Consider the following 21,438-nt stretch of genomic DNA (forward strand, 5'->3'; position numbering starts at 1 on the left):
ATTTCACAGCCGGTGGCCGGAACCACGCGCCGTCCATGAACTTGTAGGCCCGCAGCGCACGAGCGCGGAACTGGAGAATCCTTGGATGACGCGTCTTTCTTTGACCCTCGCGACCGGCCTGCTCCTCGGTGGCCTCGGGCTCGGGTCGATCTCGGCCTCCGCCGCACCCGCGATGCCGCAGGCCGGCGTCGTCGCCGAGAGCACGACGGACGCCGTCGCCTACCGTCGCCACTACCGCCACCACCACTCCACGAAGGCCGAGCGCATGATGCGCCGCCGCAACACCATGCGCCACGGCAATCCGAACGCACGCAACCCGGCGATGCGTGGCTACCAGCAGAACCTCGGCGACACCGTCGGCGGCCCGCGCTACTGATCCGTCGCACGTCCCGACCACTCGACCTGAAGCCGGCGCCGCGTGGCGCCGGCTTTTTCCTGCCGCGAATTGGGGTACGCGCACGCGTGCCTTCTCCCCAGCGATCGGAGGAGCCCGCGCTGATCAAACACGGGCGGGTCTGCTAAGAGCGCTGCCATGGCCCGCAGCTCCGCCCGAAACCTCGCCGACGCCGCCGGATCCGGCACCGCGGAGGTCGCAGGCCCGACGCCGATGATGGCGCAGTACATCGAGATCAAGGCCGCCAACCCGGACTGCCTGCTGTTCTACCGGATGGGCGACTTCTACGAGCTGTTCTTTTCCGACGCCGAGACGGCCTCGCGGGCGCTCGGCATCGTCCTGACCAAGCGCGGCAAGCACGGCGGCGCCGACATCCCGATGTGCGGCGTGCCGGTGGAGCGCGCCGACGACTACCTCAGCCGCCTGATCGGGCTCGGCCACCGGGTCGCGGTCTGCGAGCAGACCGAGGACCCGGCCGAGGCCAAGCGGCGGGGGCCGAAATCCGTGGTCCGCCGCGAGGTCGTGCGGCTGGTCACCCCCGGCACCATCACAGAGGACCGCCTGCTCGATCCCGGCAGCGCCAACCTGCTGCTGGCGATCGGCCGTCGCAAGGTCTCGGACGCGGCCTTCGCATACGGGCTCGCGGCGATCGACATCTCCACCGGGCGGTTCGCCCTGAGCGAGGTTCCGGGCGCCGACCTCGCCGGCGCGATCGCCCGCCACGACCCGCGCGAGATCGTGCTGTCGGACGCGATTCACGCCGACCCGGCGCTCGCCCGCCTTTGGGCGGAGACGCGGGCGGCCGTGGTCCCCCTGGCCCAGGCGGAGCTGGAGCCGGCCTCGGCCGAGCGCCGCCTCCGCGAGCAGTACGGCGTCGCGACGCTCGACGGCTTCGGCACCTTCACCCGCGCCGAGATCGCCGCCGCCGGCGCAGCCCTGCTCTACGTCGCGCGAACCCAGCTCGCCGCCCGCGCGCCGCTCTGCGTGCCGACCCGCGAGGAGGCCGGGACCACGCTGGCGATCGACGCGGCGACGCGGGCCAACCTCGAACTCACCCGAACGCTCTCGGGCGAGCGGGTCGGCAGCCTCCTCGACGCGATCGACCGGACCGTCTCGGCCAACGGCGCGCGGCTGCTGGCCGAGCACCTCGCCGGACCGCTCACTGAGCTGGCCGCGATCGCGCGGCGGCACGATGCGGTGGCGCGGCTCGTGGAGGACCGCGCCCTGCGCGCCGCCCTGCGCGACGCGCTCGCCCGCGCCCCCGACCTCGCCCGCGCGCTTTCGCGCACCGGCCTCGGCCGGGCCGGCCCGCGCGACCTCGCCGCGATCCGCGACGGGCTCGACGTGGCGCTGGCGCTCGGCGCACGCCTCGCGGACGGGACGGACCTGCCGGACGACCTGGCGCGGCTGGCGAAGATCCTCGCCCGCGCCGACCGCGACCTCGTCGAGACGCTGCGCGCCAGCTTGGCCGACGAGCTGCCGCTGAACCGGCGCGACGGCGGCTACGTCCGCGTCGGCTACCATCCGGAGATCGACGAGGCGCGCCTCCTCGGCAGCGACTCGCGCAAGGTCGTGGCGGCGCTCCAGGCGCGCTATGCCGAGGAGACCGGCTGCCGCACCCTGCGGATCAAGCATAACGGCCTGCTCGGCTACTTCATCGAGGTGCCGCAATCGGTCGGCGAGGCCTGCCTGAAGGGGCTGATGCGCGACTTCGTGCATCGACAGACCATGATCGACGCCATGCGCTTCACCAGCGTCGAGCTCGGCGCGCTGGAGCAGAAGATTTTTGGGGCGGCCGACCGCGCGCTCGCACTGGAAGCGTCGGTGTTCGACGACCTCTCGGCCCGCATCGTCGCGCAAGCGGAGGCGATCGGCGGCATCGCCGAGGCGTTGGCTGCGCTCGACGTGGCCGCGAGCCACGCCGAGCTCGCGGTCGAGCTGGACTGGTGCCGGCCCCAGGTCGACGCGTCGATGAGCTTCGTCATCGCGGAGGGCCGTCACCCGGTGGTCGAGGCGGCCCTGCGCAAGTCCGGGACAGCCTTCATCGCCAACGATTGCGACCTCTCGGGGGAGGGGCGCGGCCGCATCCGGCTGATCACCGGCCCGAACATGGGCGGCAAGTCGACCTATCTCCGCCAGAACGCCCTGATCGCGGTGCTCGCGCAGGTCGGCGCCTTCGTACCGGCGCGCGAAGCCCGGATCGGCCGCGTCGACCGGCTGTTCTCCCGCGTCGGCGCCGCCGACGACCTCGCCCGCGGGCAGTCGACCTTCATGGTCGAGATGGTCGAGACCGCCGCGATCCTCAACCAGGCGACACGGCACTCTTTGGTGATCCTGGACGAGATCGGGCGAGGGACCGCGACCTATGACGGGCTCTCGATCGCCTGGGCCTGCCTCGAGCACCTGCACGAGGCGAACGCCTGCCGCTCGCTGTTCGCCACGCATTTCCACGAGCTGACCGCCCTCGGCCAGCGCCTGGCGCGGCTCGACAACGCCACCTTGAAGGTCGCCGAGCACCGCGACGGCGTCGTGTTCCTGCACGAGGTCGTACCGGGGGTGGCCGAGCGCAGCTACGGGCTGCAGGTGGCGCGCATCGCCGGCCTCCCGAGCGCCGTCGTCGCGCGGGCCGGCGCGATCCTGAAGGGGCTGGAGAAGGCCGAGCGCGAGCGCCCAAGCCGCCCGCGCATCGACGACCTGCCGTTATTCGCGAGCCTTGCGCCGCCGCCGCTTCCGGAACCGGCGATCGAGGCGGACGACAGGCTCGGCCTCCTGCTCGATGCGATCGACCCGGATGCGTTGACGCCGCGGGAGGCGATGGAGGCGCTCTATCGGCTCAAGCGCGAACGCGCGGCCGGCTGAGGCGCACTTACTCGGGTGCGCGACAGAAACCGTCCGGGCAGGGCGGGGCCGGGACACGCCCGGCGCGGCAGCCGGCGACATAGTCCAGGGTGCTCGCTACGACCCGCTCGGAATAGGGCTTGGCGATCACACCGAAGGCGCCGGCGAAATCGTCGGGGATACGCTTGGCGTTGGCGGTCATGAACACCACCGTCGTGCGCGGGTCGGCGCTGAGCGCCCGGGCGACGTCGACGCCGGTCGGCCCGTCGACGAGATGGATGTCCACCAGCGCCACGTCCGGCGCGGTAGACAGCCCCAGCGCGATCGCCTCGGCTGAGCTCGCCGCGATCCCGACCGTGACGTAGCCGAGGTCGTCGAGCAAGAATTCCAGTTCGAGGGCGATCAGCGCCTCGTCCTCGACCACGAGGATGCGCAGGGCCGGTTCGATCACGCGTCCTCCGCCAGCGGAATCGCGATCTCGACCACGGTGCCGGGTCCGCGGTCGCGCCACGTGATCGTGCCGCGCAGCTGCCGCACCACCATCTCGACGAGGTTCCGGCCGAAGCCTGCCGGGTTGACCGGGCCGGCGTCGATCCCGACGCCGTCATCCTCGATCATCAGGTGCATGCCAGTCTCGGTGCGTCGCGCGGTGATACCGATGCGGCCGACCCGGTTCTGCGGGAACGCGTGCCGGACGGCGTTGCTCGCCAACTCGTGGATCATCAGCGCGAGCGGCGCGGCCATGGCGGCGGAGACCGCGATCGAATCGATCCGCGCCTCGACCTTGGTGCGCTCGGCATCGAGCCCGGCGTTGAAGTCCGACAGGAAGTCGTCGGTGAAGTCCGACAGGTTGAATTTGGTGACGTCGCCGGCCGAGTAGAGCATCCGGTGCGCGGTCGAGAGCGCGCCGATGCGCTCGGCCATGCCGGAGAGCGCGTCGCGCGCCTCGCCCTCGGGCGTGCGCCGTGCCTTCAGCAGCATCAAGGACGAAATGACCTGTAGGTTGTTCTTGACCCGGTGATCGACCTCGTGAAGCAGCGCGGTCTTTTGCTCGAGGGCGGCCTGCAGGTCGGCGGTACGCTGTCCGACCTGGCGCTCCAACTCGTCGTTGGTGCCGCGCATCGCCTGCTCGACCGACCGCTTGTCGGTCATGTCGGCCTGCGCGGCGAAGAAGAATGTCACCCGCCCGTCGGCGTTCCGCACCGGGTTGACGGTCATGCTGTTCCAGAAGGCCGTGCCGTCCTTGCGATAGTTCAGCAGCTCGCACTCGATCGGCTCCGCCGCATCGAGCGCGGCGCGCAGGCGCGCGACCTCGGAGCGGTCGGTGCCCGCTCCCTGCAGCATCCGGCAATTGCGCCCCAGCAGCTCGTCGCGGCCGTACCCGGTGAGATTTAGGAACGCCTCGTTGACCCAAACGATCGGATTGTTGTCGTGGGCCGCGTTCGTGAGCAGCATCGGTGTCGGGCTCGAATCGAACGCCCGCGCGAACGTCGCCGGAGCGAGCGGGTAATCCGCCTGGTCGCTGGTCTCCATCATCCTGTAACCGATCGGTACGCGAGGAGCCTTGATGCATCGAGAGCCGCCTCGCTGGGCCCGCGCGGACGGACGGTGCGAGGAGAGCGGCTACGCTCGCCTCATCCGAACAGACCCGCGGGAGCAAGGTTCCCGATCGCCCGCGCTTGTACCCAAGCAAATGTGCGATGTCGCGTTAAGCCGACATCGACCATGATCCGTCCGCCGCCCCGCGCCCGGACGTTCCGCGACGCGTGGGCCGGCGCAAGGCTGCCACGATTCTTGCGGATCAAGGCTCATAGGCGTCAAGGAGTTCCCATCGCATGGCCACGGACACCGCACCGGACAAGCTCGCGCGACGGCTGCGGGCCCGCGACCTCGTCGAGGATCGGCGCATCGTCCTCATGCTGGCGCTCGGGTTCTCCTCCGGGCTGCCGCTGCTCCTGGTGCTCGGGACCTTCACCCTGCGGCTCGCCTTCTCAGACATCGACGTCAAGGCGATCGGCCTGTTCAGCTACGTGGCGCTGCCGTACTCCCTGAAGTTCCTCTGGGCGCCGCTGATCGACCGGATCGACGTGCCGGTGCTGAGTGCCCGCCTCGGCCGCCGCCGCGCCTGGATGGTGACGACCCAGGTGGCGGTGGCGATCTGCCTCGTGCTGATGGCCTTCGCCGACCCGAAGACGAGCCTCGCGCTGCTCGGGCTCGGCGCCTTCCTCGTCGCCTTCTGCGCCGCGACCCAGGACGTGGTCGTCGACGGCTGGCGCATCGACGCCGCCGGCACCGACTTCCAGGGCATCCTCGCGGCGACCTCGAACCTCGGCTACCGCCTCGGCCTGATCACGGCGGGCGCCGGCGCCCTCTTCCTCGCCTCCGACAAGGGCTGGACCTTCGCGTACCTGACGATGGCGGCGCTGATGCTCGTCGGCCTGGTCGCGGCCCTCCTCGCCCCCGCCTTCGACCGCGGCCGGCCCGAGGTCGCGACCGTCGATGCCGCGGCGACCGCCGCGACGCCGAAGGCGGCCGGGACGCGGCTGTGGTCGGTCCGCCAGGCCGTCCTCGAGCCCCTGGTCGAGCTCCGCGAACGGATGGGGCCGGCCCTGTGGGGCGTGCTGGTCCTCGTGGCGCTCTACCGCATGCCGGATTTCGTCTCCGGCGTGATGGCGAGCCCGCTGTACCGGACGCTGGGGTTCGACCTGAAGGAGATCGCCACCGTCACCAAGCTCTACGGCATCTGGGTCGGCATCGCCGGCGGCTTCGCGGGCGGCTGGGCGATGGCGCGGTTCGGGATGTTCCCAACGCTGCTCGCCGGCGCCTTCCTCGCCGCCGCCTCGCACCTCTCCTTCGCCTGGCTGTCGACCGGCGGGCCGGAGGTCTGGCGGCTGACGGTGGCGATCTCGATCGAGAACTTCTGCGGCTCCTTCGCCGGCATCGCGCTGATCGCCTACATGTCGAGCCTGACCACCCCGGGCTACGCGGCGACGCAGTACGCGCTGTTCTCGTCCCTCTACGCGCTACCGGGCAAGCTCGTCGCGGGCACCGCGGGCTACATCGTCGCCGCGTTCGGCTACCCGACCTTCTTCGTCATGACCTCGGCTGTCGGCATCCCGGTGGTGCTGCTCTGCCTCGCCGTCGGCCGGACCCCGAGCCGGCGGCATGCACCCGTCGTTCTCAACAGTGCGGCGACACCCACCGCGGCGGGGGACGGGAACCCTCCGGTCTCCGTCCCGCTTCCTACCGGTTCGCCGGGGGTGCCCTTGAGAACCCGGGCGTGAGGAGAAAAGCATGAGCGACATCGCGCTGACCGGTGAGGTCCTTCCGGCCGCCACCGAGTCCATCGAGCGTCCCTTGAGCGAGGCGGACCTCGCGGCGTTGCGCCGGTCCGTTCGCGCACTGGAGCAGCCGGGCCTCGCCGCGAGGCTCTCGGCCGCGGCCGGCGCCCCCCTCGACATGATCGGCCGGTCGCTCCCGGCCCCCGTGACCGAGGCCGTCGGACGCTCGACCGAGGCCGCGATGCGGGGCGCCCTGCGGGTCGCCCTGAAGACGCTGCCGAAGGTCGCGGTCGCGCCGGCCGCCGGCACCGCGGTCGAGGGCGTCGCCGCGAAGGCCGAGGGGGGCCTCGGCGGGCTGCTCGGCAGCCTGACCGGATCGAGCACCTTCAACCACAAGGCCCTGGCGGCGTTGTCGGGGGCGTTCGGCGGCGCCTTCGGCCTCGCGACGCTCGCCGTCGAGCTGCCGGTCTCGACCACCCTGATGCTGCGCTCGATCGCCGAGATCGCGCGGGAGGAGGGCGAGGACCTCGACGACCCGGAGGGCGCGCTCGCCTGCGTCCAGGTCTTCGCACTCGGCGGAAAGACCGGTTCGGCGGCCGGGGGCGCGGGCGCCGACGGCACGGGGCTGGCCGAGAGCGGCTACTTCGCCGTGCGCGCCGCCCTCGCCAAGACGATGGCCGAGGCCGCCCGCTACGCCGGGAGCAAGACCCTGCTCGACCAGTCCGCCCCGGCGCTGATCCGCTTCACCGCCCAGATCGCGGCGCGCTTCGGCATCGTGGTCTCGCAGAAGGTCGCCGCGCAGGCGGTGCCGGTGCTGGGCGCGTTCGGAGGGGCAGCGGTCAACACCGCCTTCATGGGCCATTTCCAGTCGATGGCGCGTGCCCACTTCACCGTCCGGCGCCTGGAGCGCACCTACGGGCCGGCGACCGTGCGCGCAGCCTACGAGGTGGAGAAGGCTACGCTCGGCGTCGCATGACGCGCCGGACGCGCCTATTCTTCACCGCGGATCGCTGAGGACCAGGGAGGCGAACGCTGCTCGGGAACGCGGAGATGATCGGCCGCCTGGCGCTGGCGGCCCTGCTCGGCAGCGTCATCGGGCTCGAGCGCGAGCGCCTGCTCTGGGCGGCGGGCCTGCGCACGCACATGCTGGTCTGCGTCGGATCCTGTCTGATCATGCTGGTCTCGAACTACGGCTTCGCCGACGCGCTCGGGGCGAAGAACGTCGTCCTCGATCCCTCGCGTGTCGCGGCGCAGGTCGTCTCCGGCATCGGATTCCTCGGTGCGGGCACGATCCTGCTACGCGGCGAGGTGGTGAAGGGTCTGACCACCGCCGCGAGCCTGTGGGCGGTGGCGGCGATCGGCCTCGCCATCGGCGGCGGGCTCTACGTCCCGGCGGTGGCGACCACGACCTTCGTCATCGCGATCCTGGCGGGGGTGAAACCGCTGGAGGAGCGCTGGCGCGACCGGATGCAGACGCGGACGCTTCGCATCGTCGCCAAGCGGGGGACGCTTTCAATCGACACCCTGCACGTCGCGACCGGGGAACGTGCCTCGCGGGTGCGCCAGTTCACGGCGCGCACCGCCGAAGACCCCGCCCTCGACGAGATCGAGGTGGCGTTCGTGCGCCTGTCGGCCACCAGCGTCGAGGCGATCGCCGCGACGCTGCGGGCGAACCCCGACGTCGTCAGCGTCGAGACGGTGCAGCGCTAAAGCATTTCTAAGCGCGGTGGATGCCAGCTCGCGCGAAGAAGATGCGACCACACAGCAGGTTGGGCCGTTTTTCGTGATCCAGAGATCACGGAAAACGGCTTAGGCGGTCGCCGTCACGCCTTCCTGAGGCCGAACCAGCCGGCGAGGCCTGATTTGGGTGCAGGCTCGCCGTCGAGGAACATCCGGTAGGCCGGGTTGTCGGTCTCGTCGAAGCAGGGGAAGCCGAGCGCCCCGACCGCCGCGTCGAAATTTTCGCGCGCGCCCGGCGGCACGGCGATGCCCGCCAGCACCCGGCCGTAGTCGGCGCCGTGGTTGCGGTAGTGGAACAGGGTGATGTTGAAGCCCTCGCCCAGCGCATCGAGGAACTTCAGCAGCGCGCCCGGCCGCTCCGGGAACTGGAAGCGGTAGAGCCGCTCGTGCGCGAGGCCCGAGGCGCGGCCGCCGACCATGTAGCGGACATGGACCTTAGCCATCTCGTTGTCGCTCATGTCGTGGACGTCGTAGCCGTCGGCGACGAGCCCGGCGATCAGGTCGCGCTTCTCGGGCCGTCCGCCCGGCAGGTTGATGCCCACGAAGATGCGCGCCTGCGTGCCCGGCGCGTAGCGGTAGTTGAACTCGGTGATCGCCCGCGGCCCCAAGGCCGTGATGAAGGCCCGGTAGGCGCCGGGCTTCTCCGGGATGGTGACGCCAAGCAGGACCTCCCGCTCCTCGCCGAGCTCGGCCCGCTCGGCGATGTGGCGCAGCCGGTCGAAGTTCAGGTTCGCCCCCGACGAGATCGCCACGAGCGGGCCGTCCGAGCCGTCACCCTTCGCCGTGCGCTCGGCGTAGAGCTTGGCGCCCGCGAGCGCGAGGGCGCCCGACGGCTCGGAGACCGCGCGGGTGTCGTCGAAGATGTCCTTGACCGCCGCGCACATGGCGTCGGTGTCGACGGTGATGACCTCGTCGAGGTGCTGGCGGCACAGGCGGAACGTCTCGGCGCCGGCCTGGCGCACGGCGACGCCGTCGGCGAACAGGCCGACCGTCGGCAGCAGGACGAGCTCGCCGGCCTTCAGGGCCGCGGCCATGCAGGCGGCGTCGTCCGGCTCGACGCCGATCACCTTGGTCTCGGGCCGCAGGTACTTCACGAAGGTCGCGATCCCGGCCGCCAAGCCGCCACCGCCGACGGGCACGAAGATCGCCTCGATCGGCCCGGTATGCTGCTGCAGGATTTCCATGCCGATCGTGCCCTGTCCGGCGATCACGTCCGGGTCGTCGAAGGGGTGGAGGAAGGTGAGATCCTGCTCGGTCTCGATGCGCCGCGCCTCGGTCAAAGCCTCGTCGAAAGCGTCGCCGTGCAGGATCACCTCGGCACCCCGCGCCCGGCAGGCGTCGACCTTGATCGCCGGCGTCGTGCGCGGCATCACGATCACCGCCCGCACCTTCAGGCGCGCGGCCGCCAGCGCCACGCCCTGAGCGTGGTTGCCGGCCGAGGCGCAGACCACGCCGCGGGCGAGCTGCTCGGGCGAGAGCGCCGACATCTTGTTGTAGGCGCCGCGCAGCTTGAACGAGAAGACCGGCTGCAGGTCCTCGCGCTTCAGCAGCACCGGCCGCCCGAGACGCGCGGTGAGCCGCGGCATCGGATCGAGCGGGCTCTCGATCGCCACGTCGTAGACGCGCGCCGTGAGGATCTTGCGGATGTAGTCGGGCGCCGGTTCGGCCGGGTGCGGGGCGGGTTTCACGGTGTCGGACATGTGGCCGGCAATAGCGGCTTGCGGCGCAAGATGCGAGCGGGCGAAGGCGCGCGGCTCGGCCGAGGCCCGCGATGCCCGCGATGCCCGACCGGCCTACGGCCCCCATGTGAACGTGCAAGCCCCGCGACCGTCAGAGCACGAGGCCCTCGTCGAGGAGGTCGGGATCGAGCGGGCTGAGGAAGTAGGCGCCGATTCCGTTGCGGAAGCTGTGCGCCACCACCGCCTCGGTGGCGCCGAGGCGGACCTTGGCGCCGACCGCGACCGGGGCCGCGAGGTAGACATCCGCCCGCGCGATGGAGACCTCGGCGAGGCGGCCCTTGAGGACGGTGCCGTCGGCCAGGGCCACCGCCACCTCGGTGCGTCGCGGGACGATCCGCGGCGAGGTTCCGTGGCGGTCGAGCCGGCGGCTCTGGCGTCCCGCGAGCTCGACGAGGGTGCGGGCGATGGCGGTGTTGTGCTGGCGCCCGGGAGCCGGCTTCACCGTGAAGGCCCGCTCGGCCGTGTGGGCGACGCGGACTTCGAGGGTACCGACGAGGCCGATGCTGCAGGTCAGGTGCTCGCCCGGGTTCGGGATGATCGCGGAGCGGAAGCGGATGCCGTCGGCCCCGAGGCGACAGGTCACCGCGTAGAAATCCGGACGGGTCCGGCTCCAGAACAGCGACGGCAGGATCACCGCGTGCCGGGAGGATTGTTTTCTTGCGTGGGCAAGCGAGGCTTTCATGCAGCCTCGGGATAAGACGGCGGTCTTTACGGGAGTGCTGCGGAAATCCTATCAAATCGCGCGAATCGCGCGTTTCGGGAAAGGATGCCTGTGCGTGGGGCCAGCGCGTCAGAAGCGATCAAAGAGGGCCGCGATCCAGATCAGGGCGGCGAGCGCCTGCGCCGAGAACGTCCCGGCCGAGGCGAGGTCCTTCACGATGCCGATGCGCGGGTGCCGGCCGGGGTGGAGGTGGTCGCACAGCTTCTCGATCGCGGTATTCAGGAACTCCGCCGCGAGCATCAGCAGGAGCGTCGCCATCAGGGCGACGCGGACCCAGAGGTTCGTGCCGAGCGCCAGCGCCGCCGGCACGCCCACGACGAGCAGCGCGAGCTCGAGCCGCACGGCGCGCTCGGTGCGGGCGCCGTGGACGAGCCCGCGCCATGAATTCAGGAACGCGAGCCAGAGCGCGTGCATTCACGCCGCCTCATCCATTCACGCGGGCTCCTGCGGCACCGCGCGGGCGATCCACTTGGCGAGCAGCGGGCCGGTGATCAGCACCACGAACAGCCGTAGCGTCTGAACCGCGAGCACGAACGACACGTCGACCTTCGAGCCGACCGCGATGATCGCCACCGAATCGAGGCCCCCGGGGCTGGTCGCGAGGAAGGCGGTGAGGAAGTCGATCGCCAGCAGGTGCGTCAGCCCGAGCGCCCAGCCGGCACAGAGCAGGATGACGGCGAGCGTCGCCACCAGGATGCCGGGCAGCGCGTGCAGCGTCGCGCGCAGGGTCTCGCGGGTGAAGCGCAGGCCGACGTACCAGCCGATCGTCGCGTAGGCGAGTTCCAGGATCGGCAGCGGCAGGCTGATGCTGGCGACACCGGTGGCATGGAGGGCGGCGCCGAGCAGCATCGGCCCGATCAAGGCGCCCGCGGCCAGGCGCAGCCAGAGGGCGACGCCGGCGCCGACGGCCGCGACCGCGAGGGTGACCAGCACCGGCAGGAATGTCGCCGCCTCGGCGGCGGCCGGCGGCGGCCCAGCCGTCGCCGAATCGGTGAGCAGCCGCGCCACGAGGGAGGCCGAGAGCACGACGGCGGCGACGCGCACGTATTGCATGAAGGCGACGAGGCGCGGATCGGAGCCGTATTCCTCGGCCATCGCCACCATCGCCGCCGCCCCGCCCGGCGAGGAGCCCCAGGCGGCGGTGGTCCCGGGCAGCACCCGCAGGCGCGTCAGGATCAGCCCGACGAGCGCGCCGGCCAGCACCGTGACGCCGACCACGAGCAGGATCAGGGGGCCGTCGGCGATCAGGGTCTTGGTGATCTCCGCGGTGATGGCGTGGGCCACCATGCAGCCGATCATCGCCTGGGCGGCCTGGAAGGCGGGCTTCGGCATCCGCAGCGGCGCCCCGCGCACCCCGAAAACGATCGCGGCGACCATAGGCCCGAGCAGGAGCGCGGCCGGGAACTGCGCCAGCTTCAGGCCGAAGCCGAGCAGGGCCGAGGCGGCGATCAGCGCCGCCCAGAGGGCGATGGTCCGTGTGGGAAAAGGCAAGGCGATGCGTCGGTTCGATCGATCGCATGGCGGAGACGCGACCCTGGCGCCGCGCTACACCCTGCCGCCCACCCTGTCACGCGGGCCGACGCACAACCCAGCCCTGTGCGAGTCGCCCTCGTCCGGGTGCCGTCACCCGGCGTCGATGGTCGCGTCGCGGCAGGCGGCGGTGCCGGCCGGAGCCTGGGCGCGGAAGAAGGCGGCCAGCGCGGCGAGGCCCGGCGCCCGCGGGTCGCTCGCCCGCCAGGCGAGCGCGATGGTCCGGCCCGGCCCGTCGGTGTCGAAGCCGCGGATCACGGTGAGCCCGCTCGGATCGGGGCCGGAGGGGACCGCCAGCGCCGGAAGCAGGGTGTAGCCGGCGCCCGCCGCCACCATCGAGCGCAGCGTCTCCAGGCTGGTGGCGTGGCGCCCGGCGGCGCTGCCGGCACCGCAGGCGGCGATCGCCTGGTCGCGCAGGCAGTTGCCCTCGTCCAGCAGCAGCAGGTCCGGCCCGGCGATGTCGGCTGCGCGCAGCGCCCCCCCTTGCGCCAGCGCGTGGTCGGCCGGGCAGGCGAGGCGGAACGGCTCGACGAAGAGCGGCGAGACGGTGAGCCCCGAGGCGGGCAGGGGCAGCGACACCAGCGCGGCGTCGACCCGCCCGTCGCGCAGGGAGGCGAGGATGTCGGCGGTGCGGCCCTCGCTGAGGGCGAGCGTCAGCATCGGGAATTCCTGGCGCAACATGCGCAGCACCAGCGGGAAGAGATACGGCCCCAGCGTCTGGATCGCCGCGAGGACGAGGCGGCCGGTGAGGGGCGCGCCGCGGCCCTCGCTCGCCAGCGCGAGCAGGCGTTGCGCCTCGGCCAACACAGCGCGGGCCTGCCGCACGATGATCTGGCCCGGCGCCGTCATCAGCACGCGGCGGTTGGAGCGCTCGAACAGGACCAGGCCGAGCGCACCTTCGAGCTTGCGCACCTGCACGCTGAGCGTCGGCTGGCTGACGTTGCAGCGTTCCGCCGCCCGGCCGAAATGCCCCTCGTCGGCGATGGCGACGACATATTCGAGATCGCGGAGCGAAAGGCCGGCGGTGTTCATAGGCTGCGTCTATCACAGCCTTTCAGACGATGCATTGGTCAACCGGTCGCAGGAGGCGCATAAGGGGAGCCCGGAACGATTCCAGGAAACGGCGCGCCCCTCGCTGAAGGGCGCCGGCGCCGGCCCTCGGACTTCGTCGCCACCACGGAGAGATCTTTCGCATGAGCGATCAACGCCCGATCCTGACGACCCGCCAGGGCCACCCGGTCCGCGACAACCAGAGCACCCGCACGGTGGGCGAGCGGGGTCCCGCGACGCTCGAGAACTACCAGTTCATCGAGAAGATCACCCATTTCGACCGCGAGCGGATCCCGGAGCGCGTGGTGCATGCCCGCGGCGCCGGCGCGCACGGGTACTTCGAGGCCTACGGCAAGATCGGTAACGAGCCGGCCTCCAAGTACACCCGCGCCCGCGTCCTCAACGAGACCGGCGTGAAGACGCCGATGTTCGTGCGCTTCTCCACCGTGGCCGGCGCCAAGGAGAGCCCTGAGACCGAGCGCGACCCGCGCGGCTTCGCGGTGAAGTTCAAGACCGTCGACGGCAACTGGGACCTCGTTGGCAACAACCTCAAGGTCTTCTTCATCCGCGACGCGATCAAGTTCCCCGACATGATCCACGCGTTCAAGCCGGACCCGGTGACGAACCGCCAGGAGGCGTGGCGCTTCTTCGACTTCGTGGCCCAACACCCCGAAGCCATCCACATGGTCACGCACCTGAAGTCGCCCTGGGGCATCCCTGCGAACTACCGTGAGATGGAAGGCTCGGGCGTCAACACCTACAAGCTGGTCAACGACCAGGGCGAGGCCGTGCTCTGCAAGTTCCACTGGGAGCCCAAGCAGGGCATCCGCAACCTGACCTCGGCCCAGGCGTCCGAGATCCAGGGCAAGGATGTCGGCCACGCGACGCGCGACCTCTACGACAACATCAAGGCCGGCAACTTCCCCGAGTGGGAGTTCTGCGTGCAGATCATGCCGGACGGCCCGAACGAGCACCTGTCGTTCGATCCGCTCGACGACACGAAGCTGTGGCCGGTCGAGGACTTCCCGCTGCTGCCCGTCGGCCGGATGGTGCTGGACCGCGTGCCGGACAACTTCTTCGCCGAGGTCGAGCAGTCGGCCTTCGGCACGGGCGTGCTCGTCGATGGCATCGACTTCTCGGACGACAAGATGCTCCAGGGGCGTACGCTGTCGTACTCGGACACGCAGCGCTACCGCGTCGGCGCCAACTACCTGCAGCTGCCGATCAACGCGCCGCAGCCCGGCGTGAAGGTCTACTCGAACCAGCGCGACGGGCAGATGACCTACGGCGTCGACGGCACCGGCCCGAACAAGCACATCAACTACGAGCCCTCGACGCTCGCCGAGGGCCTGCGCGAGGCCCCGAAGCCGGCGAAGGACTACCACCAGCCGGTGCAGGGCAACCTCGGCCGCTACCAGACCTCGCGCACCGAGGACGACTACACCCAAGCCGGCGTGCGCTACCGTTCGTTCCAGGATTGGGAGCGCGACGACCTGATCGCCAACCTCGTCGGCGACATGAAGCAGTGCCCGGAAGCCATCCAGCTGCGGATGGTCTGGCACTTCTCGCATGCCGACGCCGATTACGGCCGCCGGGTCGCGGAAGGCGCCGGGATCGACCTCGCCAAGGCGCTGGCGCTGGCGCCGCTGCCGGGCCGCGCCGCCCCGGGCAAGCGCCTGACGCCCGAGACCTACACCGACGGTTCGCAGGCCCACCAGATCGCGGCCGAGTAAGCCGACCGCGGGAGCGATCCCGACGGCACCATCAGCCTCGCGCGGTCGAAGGACCGCGCGGGGCTCTTTATTGGGTAGGGCGCCCGGCCGGCGCCGCGGCGTTCCCTCCACCCGCGAAACGGTCTAAACGGCCGCTCCCGCGCCCCACGCGGTTCGGCCCTCGATCGCTTACCTGCCGCGTACGCAGGAGTGAGCCCGGAGATTTCCAGCGATGCCCATCCTCACGTTCCCCGACGGCAACACCCGCGCCTACGACGAGGCCGTGACCGGACGGGCCGTCGTCGAGGGCATCGCGAAATCGCTGGCCAAGCGCACCGTGGCGATGGCGCTCGACGGCGTCGTCTCCGACCTCTCCGACACGATCGAGCGTGACGCGCGCATCGAGTTCCTCGACCGCACCGACCCGCGGGCGCTGGAGCTGATCCGCCACGACTGCGCCCACGTGCTGGCGGAGGCGGTGCAGGCGCTGTGGCCGGGCACGCAGGTCACGATCGGCCCCGTGATCGAGAACGGCTTCTACTACGACTTCTCCCGCGACACGCCGTTCACGCCGGAGGACTTCCCGGCGATCGAGGCGAAGATGCGCGAGATCATGGGCCGGGACGCGCCCTTCACCAAGGAGGTCTGGAAGCGCGACGACATCCGCAAGGTGTTCGCCGACCGCGGCGAGGCCTACAAGGTCGAGTTGGTCGATGCGATCCCGCCCGGCGAAGACCTGAAGGTCTACCGGCAGGGCGACTGGTTCGACCTGTGCCGCGGCCCGCACATGACCTCGACGGGCAAGGTCGGCACCGCCTTCAAGCTGATGAAGGTCGCCGGCGCCTACTGGCGCGGCAATTCCGACAACCCGATGCTGACCCGCATCTACGGTACCGCCTGGGCCACGAAGGAAGACCTCGACGCCTACCTGCACCGGCTGGAGGAGGCCGAACGCCGCGACCACCGCCGGCTCGGCCGGGAGATGGACCTGTTCCACTTCCAGGAGGAGGGGCCGGGCGTGGTGTTCTGGCACGCCAAGGGCTGGACGATCTTCCAAGAGCTGATCGCCTACATGCGCCGCCGCCTCAAGGGCGACTACAGCGAGGTGAACGCGCCGCAGATCCTCGACAAGGCCCTGTGGGAGACCTCCGGCCATTGGGGCTGGTACCGGGAGAACATGTTCGCGGCCCAATCCGCGGGCGACGAGGCCGAGGACAAGCGCTGGTTCGCGCTCAAGCCCATGAACTGCCCCGGCCACGTCCAGATCTTCAAGCACGGCCTGAAGAGCTACCGCGATCTGCCTCTGCGCATGGCGGAATTCGGCGTGGTCCATCGCTACGAGCCGTCCGGCGCGATGCACGGCCTGATGCGGGTGCGCGGCTTCACCCAGGACGACGCGCACATCTTCTGCACCGAGGACCAGCTCGCCGACGAGTGCCTGACGATCAACGACCTGATCCTCTCGACCTACGCCGACTTCGGCTTCGACCAGATCGTGGTGAAGCTTTCGACCCGGCCCGAGAAGCGCGTCGGCTCGGACGCCCTGTGGGACCATGCGGAAGAGGTGATGACCCGTGTGCTGGCGCAGATCGAGGCGCAATCGGGCGGCCGCATCCGCACCGAGGTGAACCCGGGCGAGGGAGCCTTCTACGGGCCGAAGTTCGAGTACGTGCTGCGCGACGCCATCGGCCGCGACTGGCAGTGCGGCACCACGCAGGTGGACTTCAACTTGCCCGAGCGCTTCGGGGCGTTCTACGTCGACGCCGAGAGCCAGAAGGTGCCGCCGGTGATGGTGCACCGGGCGATCTGCGGCTCGATGGAGCGCTTCACCGGGATCCTGATCGAACACTTCGCCGGCCATTTCCCGCTCTGGCTCAGCCCCGTCCAGGTGGTGGTCGCCACCATCACCGGGGAGGCGGACGCTTACGCGCGCGACGTGGTGCGGGCGCTGACGCGCGCCGGCCTTCGGGTGGAGGCGGACCTGCGCAACGAGAAGATCAACTACAAGGTCCGCGAGCATTCGCTCGCCAAGGTGCCGGTGATCCTGGCGCTCGGGCGCCGCGAGGCCGAGGAGCGCACGGTCTCGATCCGCCGCCTCGGCAGCCAGCAGACCCGGACGCTGCCGCTCGGCGAGGCCGTGGCGAGCTTCGTCGCCGAGGCGACCTCGCCCGACCTCCGCCGGGCGGAGGCCGTCGCCGAGAGCGTGCCGAGCACCGATGCGGTGCTCGACGGGCAGCATCCGGTCGAGCCCGCGCCCTGATCGTGGAAACGAGGCCGCCTGCAAGCGGCCTCGTCTTCCTGCGAAGGCTATGACAGGATTGGCCGATGCGTGAGACCGCGATTCCCTCCGAGTCCACATCCCGATGCCTGATCGGGACTTGGCGCCGGTTCGGGCCGACCGGTCCCGCCTACGAGGTGGTTGCGACCGGATCCGTCACGACCACGGGCGACCAGCTGATGCGCGTGCGTGTCCTGGAGACGGGCGAGGAGCTGGATTACCCCCTGCGCGACATCCTCCACGATCACGACGAGGCGTGATGTTCGCCATCGCGTTCGACCTGAGCGTCGCGGAGGTGCAGGCGACCCATCCGAAAGGTGTCTCTCAGGCCTACGCCGACATCCGCTCGACACTCGCCCGGCATGGCTTCGACTGGGTTCAGGGCAGCCCCTACGTCAGCCGGATCGAGGACATGGCCGTCCTGTTCACGGCGATCATGGCCCTGAAGTCATTGCCCTGGTTCGCGCCTTCGGTCCGGGACATCCGCGCGTTCCGGGTCGAGCAGTGGTCGGACTTCACCGAGGTCGTGAAGGCCTAGCAGGCTGCTGAAAAAGTCCCGAGATGGAGAAAGACGTTCTCCTGCCGCAGGCACTCGCGGGCCGAGCCCCCACGATCGAGAACCGTCGAGACGCGAGAACCGCCCCATTCTCTAACAAATGGTGTGATTCGGAGATGATTGTTCTACCTCGCCCGACTTTTTCAGCAGCCTGCTAGAGCATTTTCTTCACGCGTGCCGGCATCCACCTCGCTTGAAGATGCTCTAAGCGCGCCTCGGCGCCCGCTCACCCCGCCTTGGCCAACACCTCGATGTCGCGGTCGAGCCCGCTCTCGACCTTGAACTCGCGGGTGTAGACCTGTCCGTCGTGACGGGCGATCAGCACGTAGTCGCCCTCCGCCAGGGTGACCTGCGGGAACGCGCCGATCGCCTCGCGGATGGTGTCGCCGCCGGGCGTCAGCACCGAGAAGGCCGTGCCGGCGAAGGCCTCGGCGCCGGGGCTGGTGACGAGCTTCAGCGTCACCGTCGCGGCCCGGTGGTTGAGGGTGGCGTCGGTGACCTTGCCGTTCTCCACCTTCAGGTCCGCGCGCTGGATCGCATTCGATTCCCCGTAGGTCGAGACCACGTGGTAGGTGCCCTCGGGCAGGCGCAGCAGCTCGCCGGCCTTGACGCCGCTGCGCACCAGCCGCCCCTCCGAGTTGGTGCCGATCGGCACGAAGACGGAGAACGAGAGCTGCGCCGGGGCGATCCGCGTGTCGCCGATCGCGCCCGACAGCTTGAGCGCGCCGGCGGCCACCCGCAGGGTGTCGGTCGCGGGCTGGCCCGACATCGCGATCTTCTTCGTGGCGCTGGCGAAGCCGTAGGTCACGGAGGCGACGTAGGCCCCCGGCGCGAGCTTGAAGGTCGGCGCCGCGTCGGTGGAGCGGGCCACGATCCCGGGCCGGACGCCGTCGGTGCGGTCCTCGTAGATCCGCCAGACAAGGCCCGAGCGCAGGGGCTGGCCGATCCCCGACAGCAGCGCGGAAAGCGACAGGGTCGCCTCGCCCTCGGGCTGGCTCGGGGGCAGGTCCGGCGTCGTGATCGAGGGCGAGGGCAGGCCGCCGCCGAGGCGGTTGCCGAAGGGGTCCGGCGACTGCGCCGCGGCTGCGAGCGGCGCGACCGCGGCCAGCAGCGCCAATCCGGGCCCGAGCCTTCGTCCGCGCATGTCGAAAAGCCTCTCTCCGCAGGCCGAAGCGGCCGACCGTCATCGTCTCGCCCGTGTGATCCTAAGACCGTGGCGAGCGCAAGGCCGCCCGGGGTCCTTGCGCTGCCCCTTGCGCTGCCCCTTGCGCCCCTTGCGCTGCCCTCCGCGCCAAGGCGCCCGACTTCCCAGGCGGTGCAGCCCGTGCGAAATCCCGGTGTGATCGCGGGACCTTCCGCACCGCCCAGCCGAGACGCCCCGATGAACGCCACCCTCGACATGCTGCGCACCCGCCGCTCCGTGCCGCCCCTGCGGATGACCGAACCGGGACCGAGCCCGGAACAGATCGACACGATCTTGACCCTGGCCTCGCGGGTGCCCGACCACGGCAAGCTCGCGCCGTGGCGCTTCATCGTGATCGCGAGCGAGGCGCGGGCGCGGATCGGGACGGTGATCGCGAACACCTACGCCTCCGACAACCCGGAGGCCGACGCGGCGCGGCTCGACCTCGAGGCGAGGCGGCTGGCCCACGCGCCGTTGGTCGTCGCGGTGGTCTCGCGGGCCGGCCCGCACGTGAAGATCCCGGAATGGGAGCAGGTCCTGTCGGCGGGCGCCGCCTGCATGAACCTCGTGGTCGCGGCCAACGCCCAGGGTTTCGCCACCGCATGGCTGACCGAGTGGTACGCCTACGACCGCCGCGTGCTCGAAGCCCTCGGCCTCGACCCGCGCGAGAAGCTTGCGGGCTTCATCCATGTCGGCGCCCCCGAGGAGATCCCGTCGGACCGGCCGCGGCCGGACCTCGCCGAGATCGTCACGCGGCTGTAAGGCTCGCTCCCATGCATTACGCCCCCGACGACCGCACCCTGCCGCACAACCCTCTGAAGGCGATCGTCGCGCCGCGGCCGATCGGCTGGATCAGCGCCATGAGCCGGGCGGGGAAGCTCAACCTCGCGCCGTACTCGTTCTTCAACGCGGTGGGCGACGACATGGTCGCGTTCTCCTCCACCGGCCGCAAAGATGCGATGACCTTCGCGGAAGAGGGCGGCGACTTCGTCTGCAACCTCGCCACCTACGACCTGCGCGAGCAGATGAACGCTTCGTCGGCGCCCCTGCCGCGGGGCGAAAGCGAGTTCGACTTCGCCGGCCTGACCACGGCCCCGTCGCGCAAGGTGCGGGCGCCGCGGGTGGCGGAAGCCGCAGCCGCCCTCGAATGCCGGTGGCTCCAGACCGTTCCGCTGGTTCCGCTCGATGGCGGCGAAGCCGCCAACTTCCTGGTGATCGGGCAGGTGGTGTCGATCTACATCGACGACCGCTTCGTCGTGGACGGCCTCGTCGATACGGCAGCGATGCAGCCGATCCAGCGCGGCGGCTACTTCGACTACTTCAAGGTCGGGCCGGACGCGAAGTTCGCGATGCAGCGGCCCAAGGGCGCCGGCGACTACACGTCCCGCTGACGCGGACGCAGCGCGGTGTTTCCGCGTCTCCGCTTCCCTCGAATGCCGGCGCGGATTCCACCTCCGGCGCGGCGGCGCGGCGGAACCTTCGGAACGATCGCGACGTCCCAGCGTTGAGCTTGCGAATTCGATGGATCATCGAGAAAGGGTCATCATGCGCAAGTTCGCCCTCGTCACCGCCGCGATCATCTCGGCCGGCGTCTTTTCCGCCACCACCGCCGACGCGCGGCCGGGCTACCGCGGCGGCTATGGCCACGGGTATGGCGGCGGCTACGGTCGCGGCTACGGCTATGGCCACCGCGGCGGGCGCGGCATCGGCACGGGTGCTGCCGTCGGTCTCGGCATTGCCGGTCTCGCCGCTGGTGCGATCGCTGCCGGCGCGGCCCGCGACTCCTACGGCTACAACCGCGGTTACGGCGCCTACGGCAACGGCTACGGCGCCCCGGCTTACGGCGGCTACTACGGCTCGCCGTACTAAGGGTACACCAACTCGGACTCGAATTTTGGGGCGACCGGCCATGCCGGTCGCCCCTTTTTCTTTGTCCGACCTCTCTCAGCGGGCACGGTAGGGCGGCACGCCGGGATCGGGCAGCCAGACAGAGGCCGGCGGGGCGCCGGTCTGCCAGAACACGTCGATCGGGATGCCGCCGCGCGGGTACCAGAAGCCGCCGATCCGCAGGTAGCGTGGCCCGAGCAGGTCCACGAGCGTCTTGGCGATGCCCACCGTGCAATCCTCGTGGAACGCGCCGTGGTTGCGGAACGCGCCAAGGTAGAGCTTCAGCGACTTCGACTCCACGAGCCAGCGATCGGGCACATAGTCGATCACCAGGATCGCGAAGTCGGGCTGGCCGGTCACCGGGCAAAGCGAGGTGAATTCCGGGACGGTGAACCGGGCGAGGTAGTCGGTGTCGGGATGCGGGTTCGGCACCCGGTCGAGGCGGGCCTCGTGCGGGCCGGCGGGGAGGGGCGTCGGCTGCCCCAGCTGCAGAGATTCTTCGGTCATGCCCCTCCTTACCGCAGGCCTT

Annotated in this window: 21 protein-coding genes; 12 read left to right on the forward strand and 9 right to left on the reverse strand. The window is 70.7% G+C overall.

From position 1 onward, the window contains the following. Positions 1–85 precede the first annotated feature (85 nt). A complete protein-coding gene (locus tag FV234_RS07995) occupies positions 86–376 on the forward strand; it encodes a hypothetical protein (RefSeq protein WP_147752735.1) in 291 nt (96 codons plus the stop codon). 156 nt (positions 377–532) lie between these two features. Then, positions 533–3,253: a DNA mismatch repair protein MutS gene (gene mutS, locus FV234_RS08000; RefSeq protein ID WP_147828660.1), complete on the forward strand. Its 2,721-nt coding sequence runs from the start codon at positions 533–535 to the stop codon at positions 3,251–3,253. Between the two features lie 7 nt (positions 3,254–3,260). Here the strand turns inward: mutS and FV234_RS08005 are convergent, their stop codons facing one another. Together FV234_RS08005 and FV234_RS08010 are read right to left on the reverse strand one after the other, a co-directional pair. Then, positions 3,261–3,683, reverse strand: a complete 423-nt coding sequence (locus FV234_RS08005) for a response regulator (protein WP_210246520.1) — start codon at positions 3,681–3,683, stop codon at positions 3,261–3,263. After that, positions 3,680–4,768, reverse strand: coding sequence for a PAS domain-containing protein (locus FV234_RS08010; RefSeq protein ID WP_147754375.1), 1,089 nt, complete (start codon positions 4,766–4,768; stop codon positions 3,680–3,682). The genes FV234_RS08005 and FV234_RS08010 overlap by 4 nt, the downstream gene beginning before the upstream one ends. A 299-nt stretch (positions 4,769–5,067) precedes the next feature. On the opposite strand from FV234_RS08010, the gene FV234_RS08015 reads away from it, so the two are divergent. From FV234_RS08015 to FV234_RS08025, 3 genes are all read left to right on the forward strand, one after another. Continuing rightward, on the forward strand, positions 5,068–6,516 hold the full coding sequence (locus tag FV234_RS08015; RefSeq protein WP_147828661.1) for an AmpG family muropeptide MFS transporter: 1,449 nt from the start codon (positions 5,068–5,070) through the stop codon (positions 6,514–6,516). A gap of 10 nt (positions 6,517–6,526) precedes the next feature. Further along, on the forward strand, positions 6,527–7,489 hold the full coding sequence (locus FV234_RS08020) for an EcsC family protein (RefSeq protein WP_147754373.1): 963 nt from the start codon (positions 6,527–6,529) through the stop codon (positions 7,487–7,489). Between the two features lie 74 nt (positions 7,490–7,563). Continuing rightward, the gene (locus FV234_RS08025) at positions 7,564–8,223 is read left to right on the forward strand and encodes an MgtC/SapB family protein (protein WP_147815316.1); all 660 of its coding nucleotides are present in this window, start codon (positions 7,564–7,566) and stop codon (positions 8,221–8,223) included. Positions 8,224–8,336: 113 nt separating this feature from the next. Here FV234_RS08025 and ilvA read toward each other — a convergent pair whose 3' ends face one another. The 5 genes from ilvA to FV234_RS08050 form a co-directional block, all read right to left on the reverse strand. Beyond that, entirely contained in the window at positions 8,337–9,953 is a 1,617-nt protein-coding gene (ilvA, locus tag FV234_RS08030) for a threonine ammonia-lyase, biosynthetic (RefSeq protein ID WP_147828662.1), read from the reverse strand. A 130-nt stretch (positions 9,954–10,083) separates the two neighbouring features. Then, on the reverse strand, positions 10,084–10,626 hold the full coding sequence (locus tag FV234_RS08035; protein WP_210250865.1) for a PilZ domain-containing protein: 543 nt from the start codon (positions 10,624–10,626) through the stop codon (positions 10,084–10,086). 156 nt (positions 10,627–10,782) lie between these two features. Further along, positions 10,783–11,127: a diacylglycerol kinase gene (locus FV234_RS08040; RefSeq protein WP_147753081.1), complete on the reverse strand. Its 345-nt coding sequence runs from the start codon at positions 11,125–11,127 to the stop codon at positions 10,783–10,785. A gap of 18 nt (positions 11,128–11,145) precedes the next feature. Continuing rightward, a complete protein-coding gene (locus tag FV234_RS08045) occupies positions 11,146–12,204 on the reverse strand; it encodes an AbrB family transcriptional regulator (RefSeq protein ID WP_147828664.1) in 1,059 nt (352 codons plus the stop codon). Positions 12,205–12,336: 132 nt separating this feature from the next. After that, the gene (locus FV234_RS08050; protein WP_147828665.1) at positions 12,337–13,275 is read right to left on the reverse strand and encodes a LysR substrate-binding domain-containing protein; all 939 of its coding nucleotides are present in this window, start codon (positions 13,273–13,275) and stop codon (positions 12,337–12,339) included. A gap of 161 nt (positions 13,276–13,436) precedes the next feature. Between FV234_RS08050 and FV234_RS08055 the strand changes: the two genes are divergently transcribed. From FV234_RS08055 to FV234_RS08070, 4 genes are all read left to right on the forward strand, one after another. After that, the gene (locus tag FV234_RS08055; protein ID WP_147828666.1) at positions 13,437–15,026 is read left to right on the forward strand and encodes a catalase; all 1,590 of its coding nucleotides are present in this window, start codon (positions 13,437–13,439) and stop codon (positions 15,024–15,026) included. A gap of 211 nt (positions 15,027–15,237) precedes the next feature. Next, positions 15,238–17,265, forward strand: coding sequence for a threonine--tRNA ligase (gene thrS / locus FV234_RS08060; RefSeq protein WP_147753077.1), 2,028 nt, complete (start codon positions 15,238–15,240; stop codon positions 17,263–17,265). A gap of 65 nt (positions 17,266–17,330) precedes the next feature. Continuing rightward, the gene (locus tag FV234_RS08065; RefSeq protein WP_147828667.1) at positions 17,331–17,543 is read left to right on the forward strand and encodes a DUF5397 family protein; all 213 of its coding nucleotides are present in this window, start codon (positions 17,331–17,333) and stop codon (positions 17,541–17,543) included. Beyond that, entirely contained in the window at positions 17,543–17,821 is a 279-nt protein-coding gene (locus FV234_RS08070) for a virulence factor (RefSeq protein ID WP_147828668.1), read from the forward strand. Before FV234_RS08065 ends, FV234_RS08070 begins: the two co-directional genes overlap by 1 nt. Before the next feature lie 244 nt (positions 17,822–18,065). Here the strand turns inward: FV234_RS08070 and FV234_RS08075 are convergent, their stop codons facing one another. Continuing rightward, entirely contained in the window at positions 18,066–18,983 is a 918-nt protein-coding gene (locus FV234_RS08075; protein ID WP_147753074.1) for a hypothetical protein, read from the reverse strand. 237 nt (positions 18,984–19,220) lie between these two features. Between FV234_RS08075 and FV234_RS08080 the strand changes: the two genes are divergently transcribed. The 3 genes from FV234_RS08080 to FV234_RS08090 all read left to right on the forward strand — a co-directional run bounded on the left by FV234_RS08080 (position 19,221) and on the right by FV234_RS08090 (position 20,891). After that, a complete protein-coding gene (locus FV234_RS08080) occupies positions 19,221–19,784 on the forward strand; it encodes a nitroreductase (RefSeq protein ID WP_147828669.1) in 564 nt (187 codons plus the stop codon). Between the two features lie 11 nt (positions 19,785–19,795). Further along, complete coding sequence (locus tag FV234_RS08085; RefSeq protein ID WP_147753072.1) at positions 19,796–20,413, forward strand: flavin reductase family protein; 618 nt, start codon at positions 19,796–19,798, stop codon at positions 20,411–20,413. Between the two features lie 154 nt (positions 20,414–20,567). Then, positions 20,568–20,891, forward strand: a complete 324-nt coding sequence (locus FV234_RS08090; protein WP_147753071.1) for a hypothetical protein — start codon at positions 20,568–20,570, stop codon at positions 20,889–20,891. Between the two features lie 75 nt (positions 20,892–20,966). On the opposite strand, the gene queF is transcribed toward FV234_RS08090, so the two are convergent. Next, complete coding sequence (gene queF, locus FV234_RS08095) at positions 20,967–21,416, reverse strand: preQ(1) synthase (RefSeq protein WP_147753070.1); 450 nt, start codon at positions 21,414–21,416, stop codon at positions 20,967–20,969. Positions 21,417–21,438 lie beyond the last annotated feature (22 nt).

Source organism: Methylobacterium sp. WL8 (genome assembly GCF_008040045.1).
Lineage (GTDB): Bacteria > Pseudomonadota > Alphaproteobacteria > Rhizobiales > Beijerinckiaceae > Methylobacterium > Methylobacterium cerastii.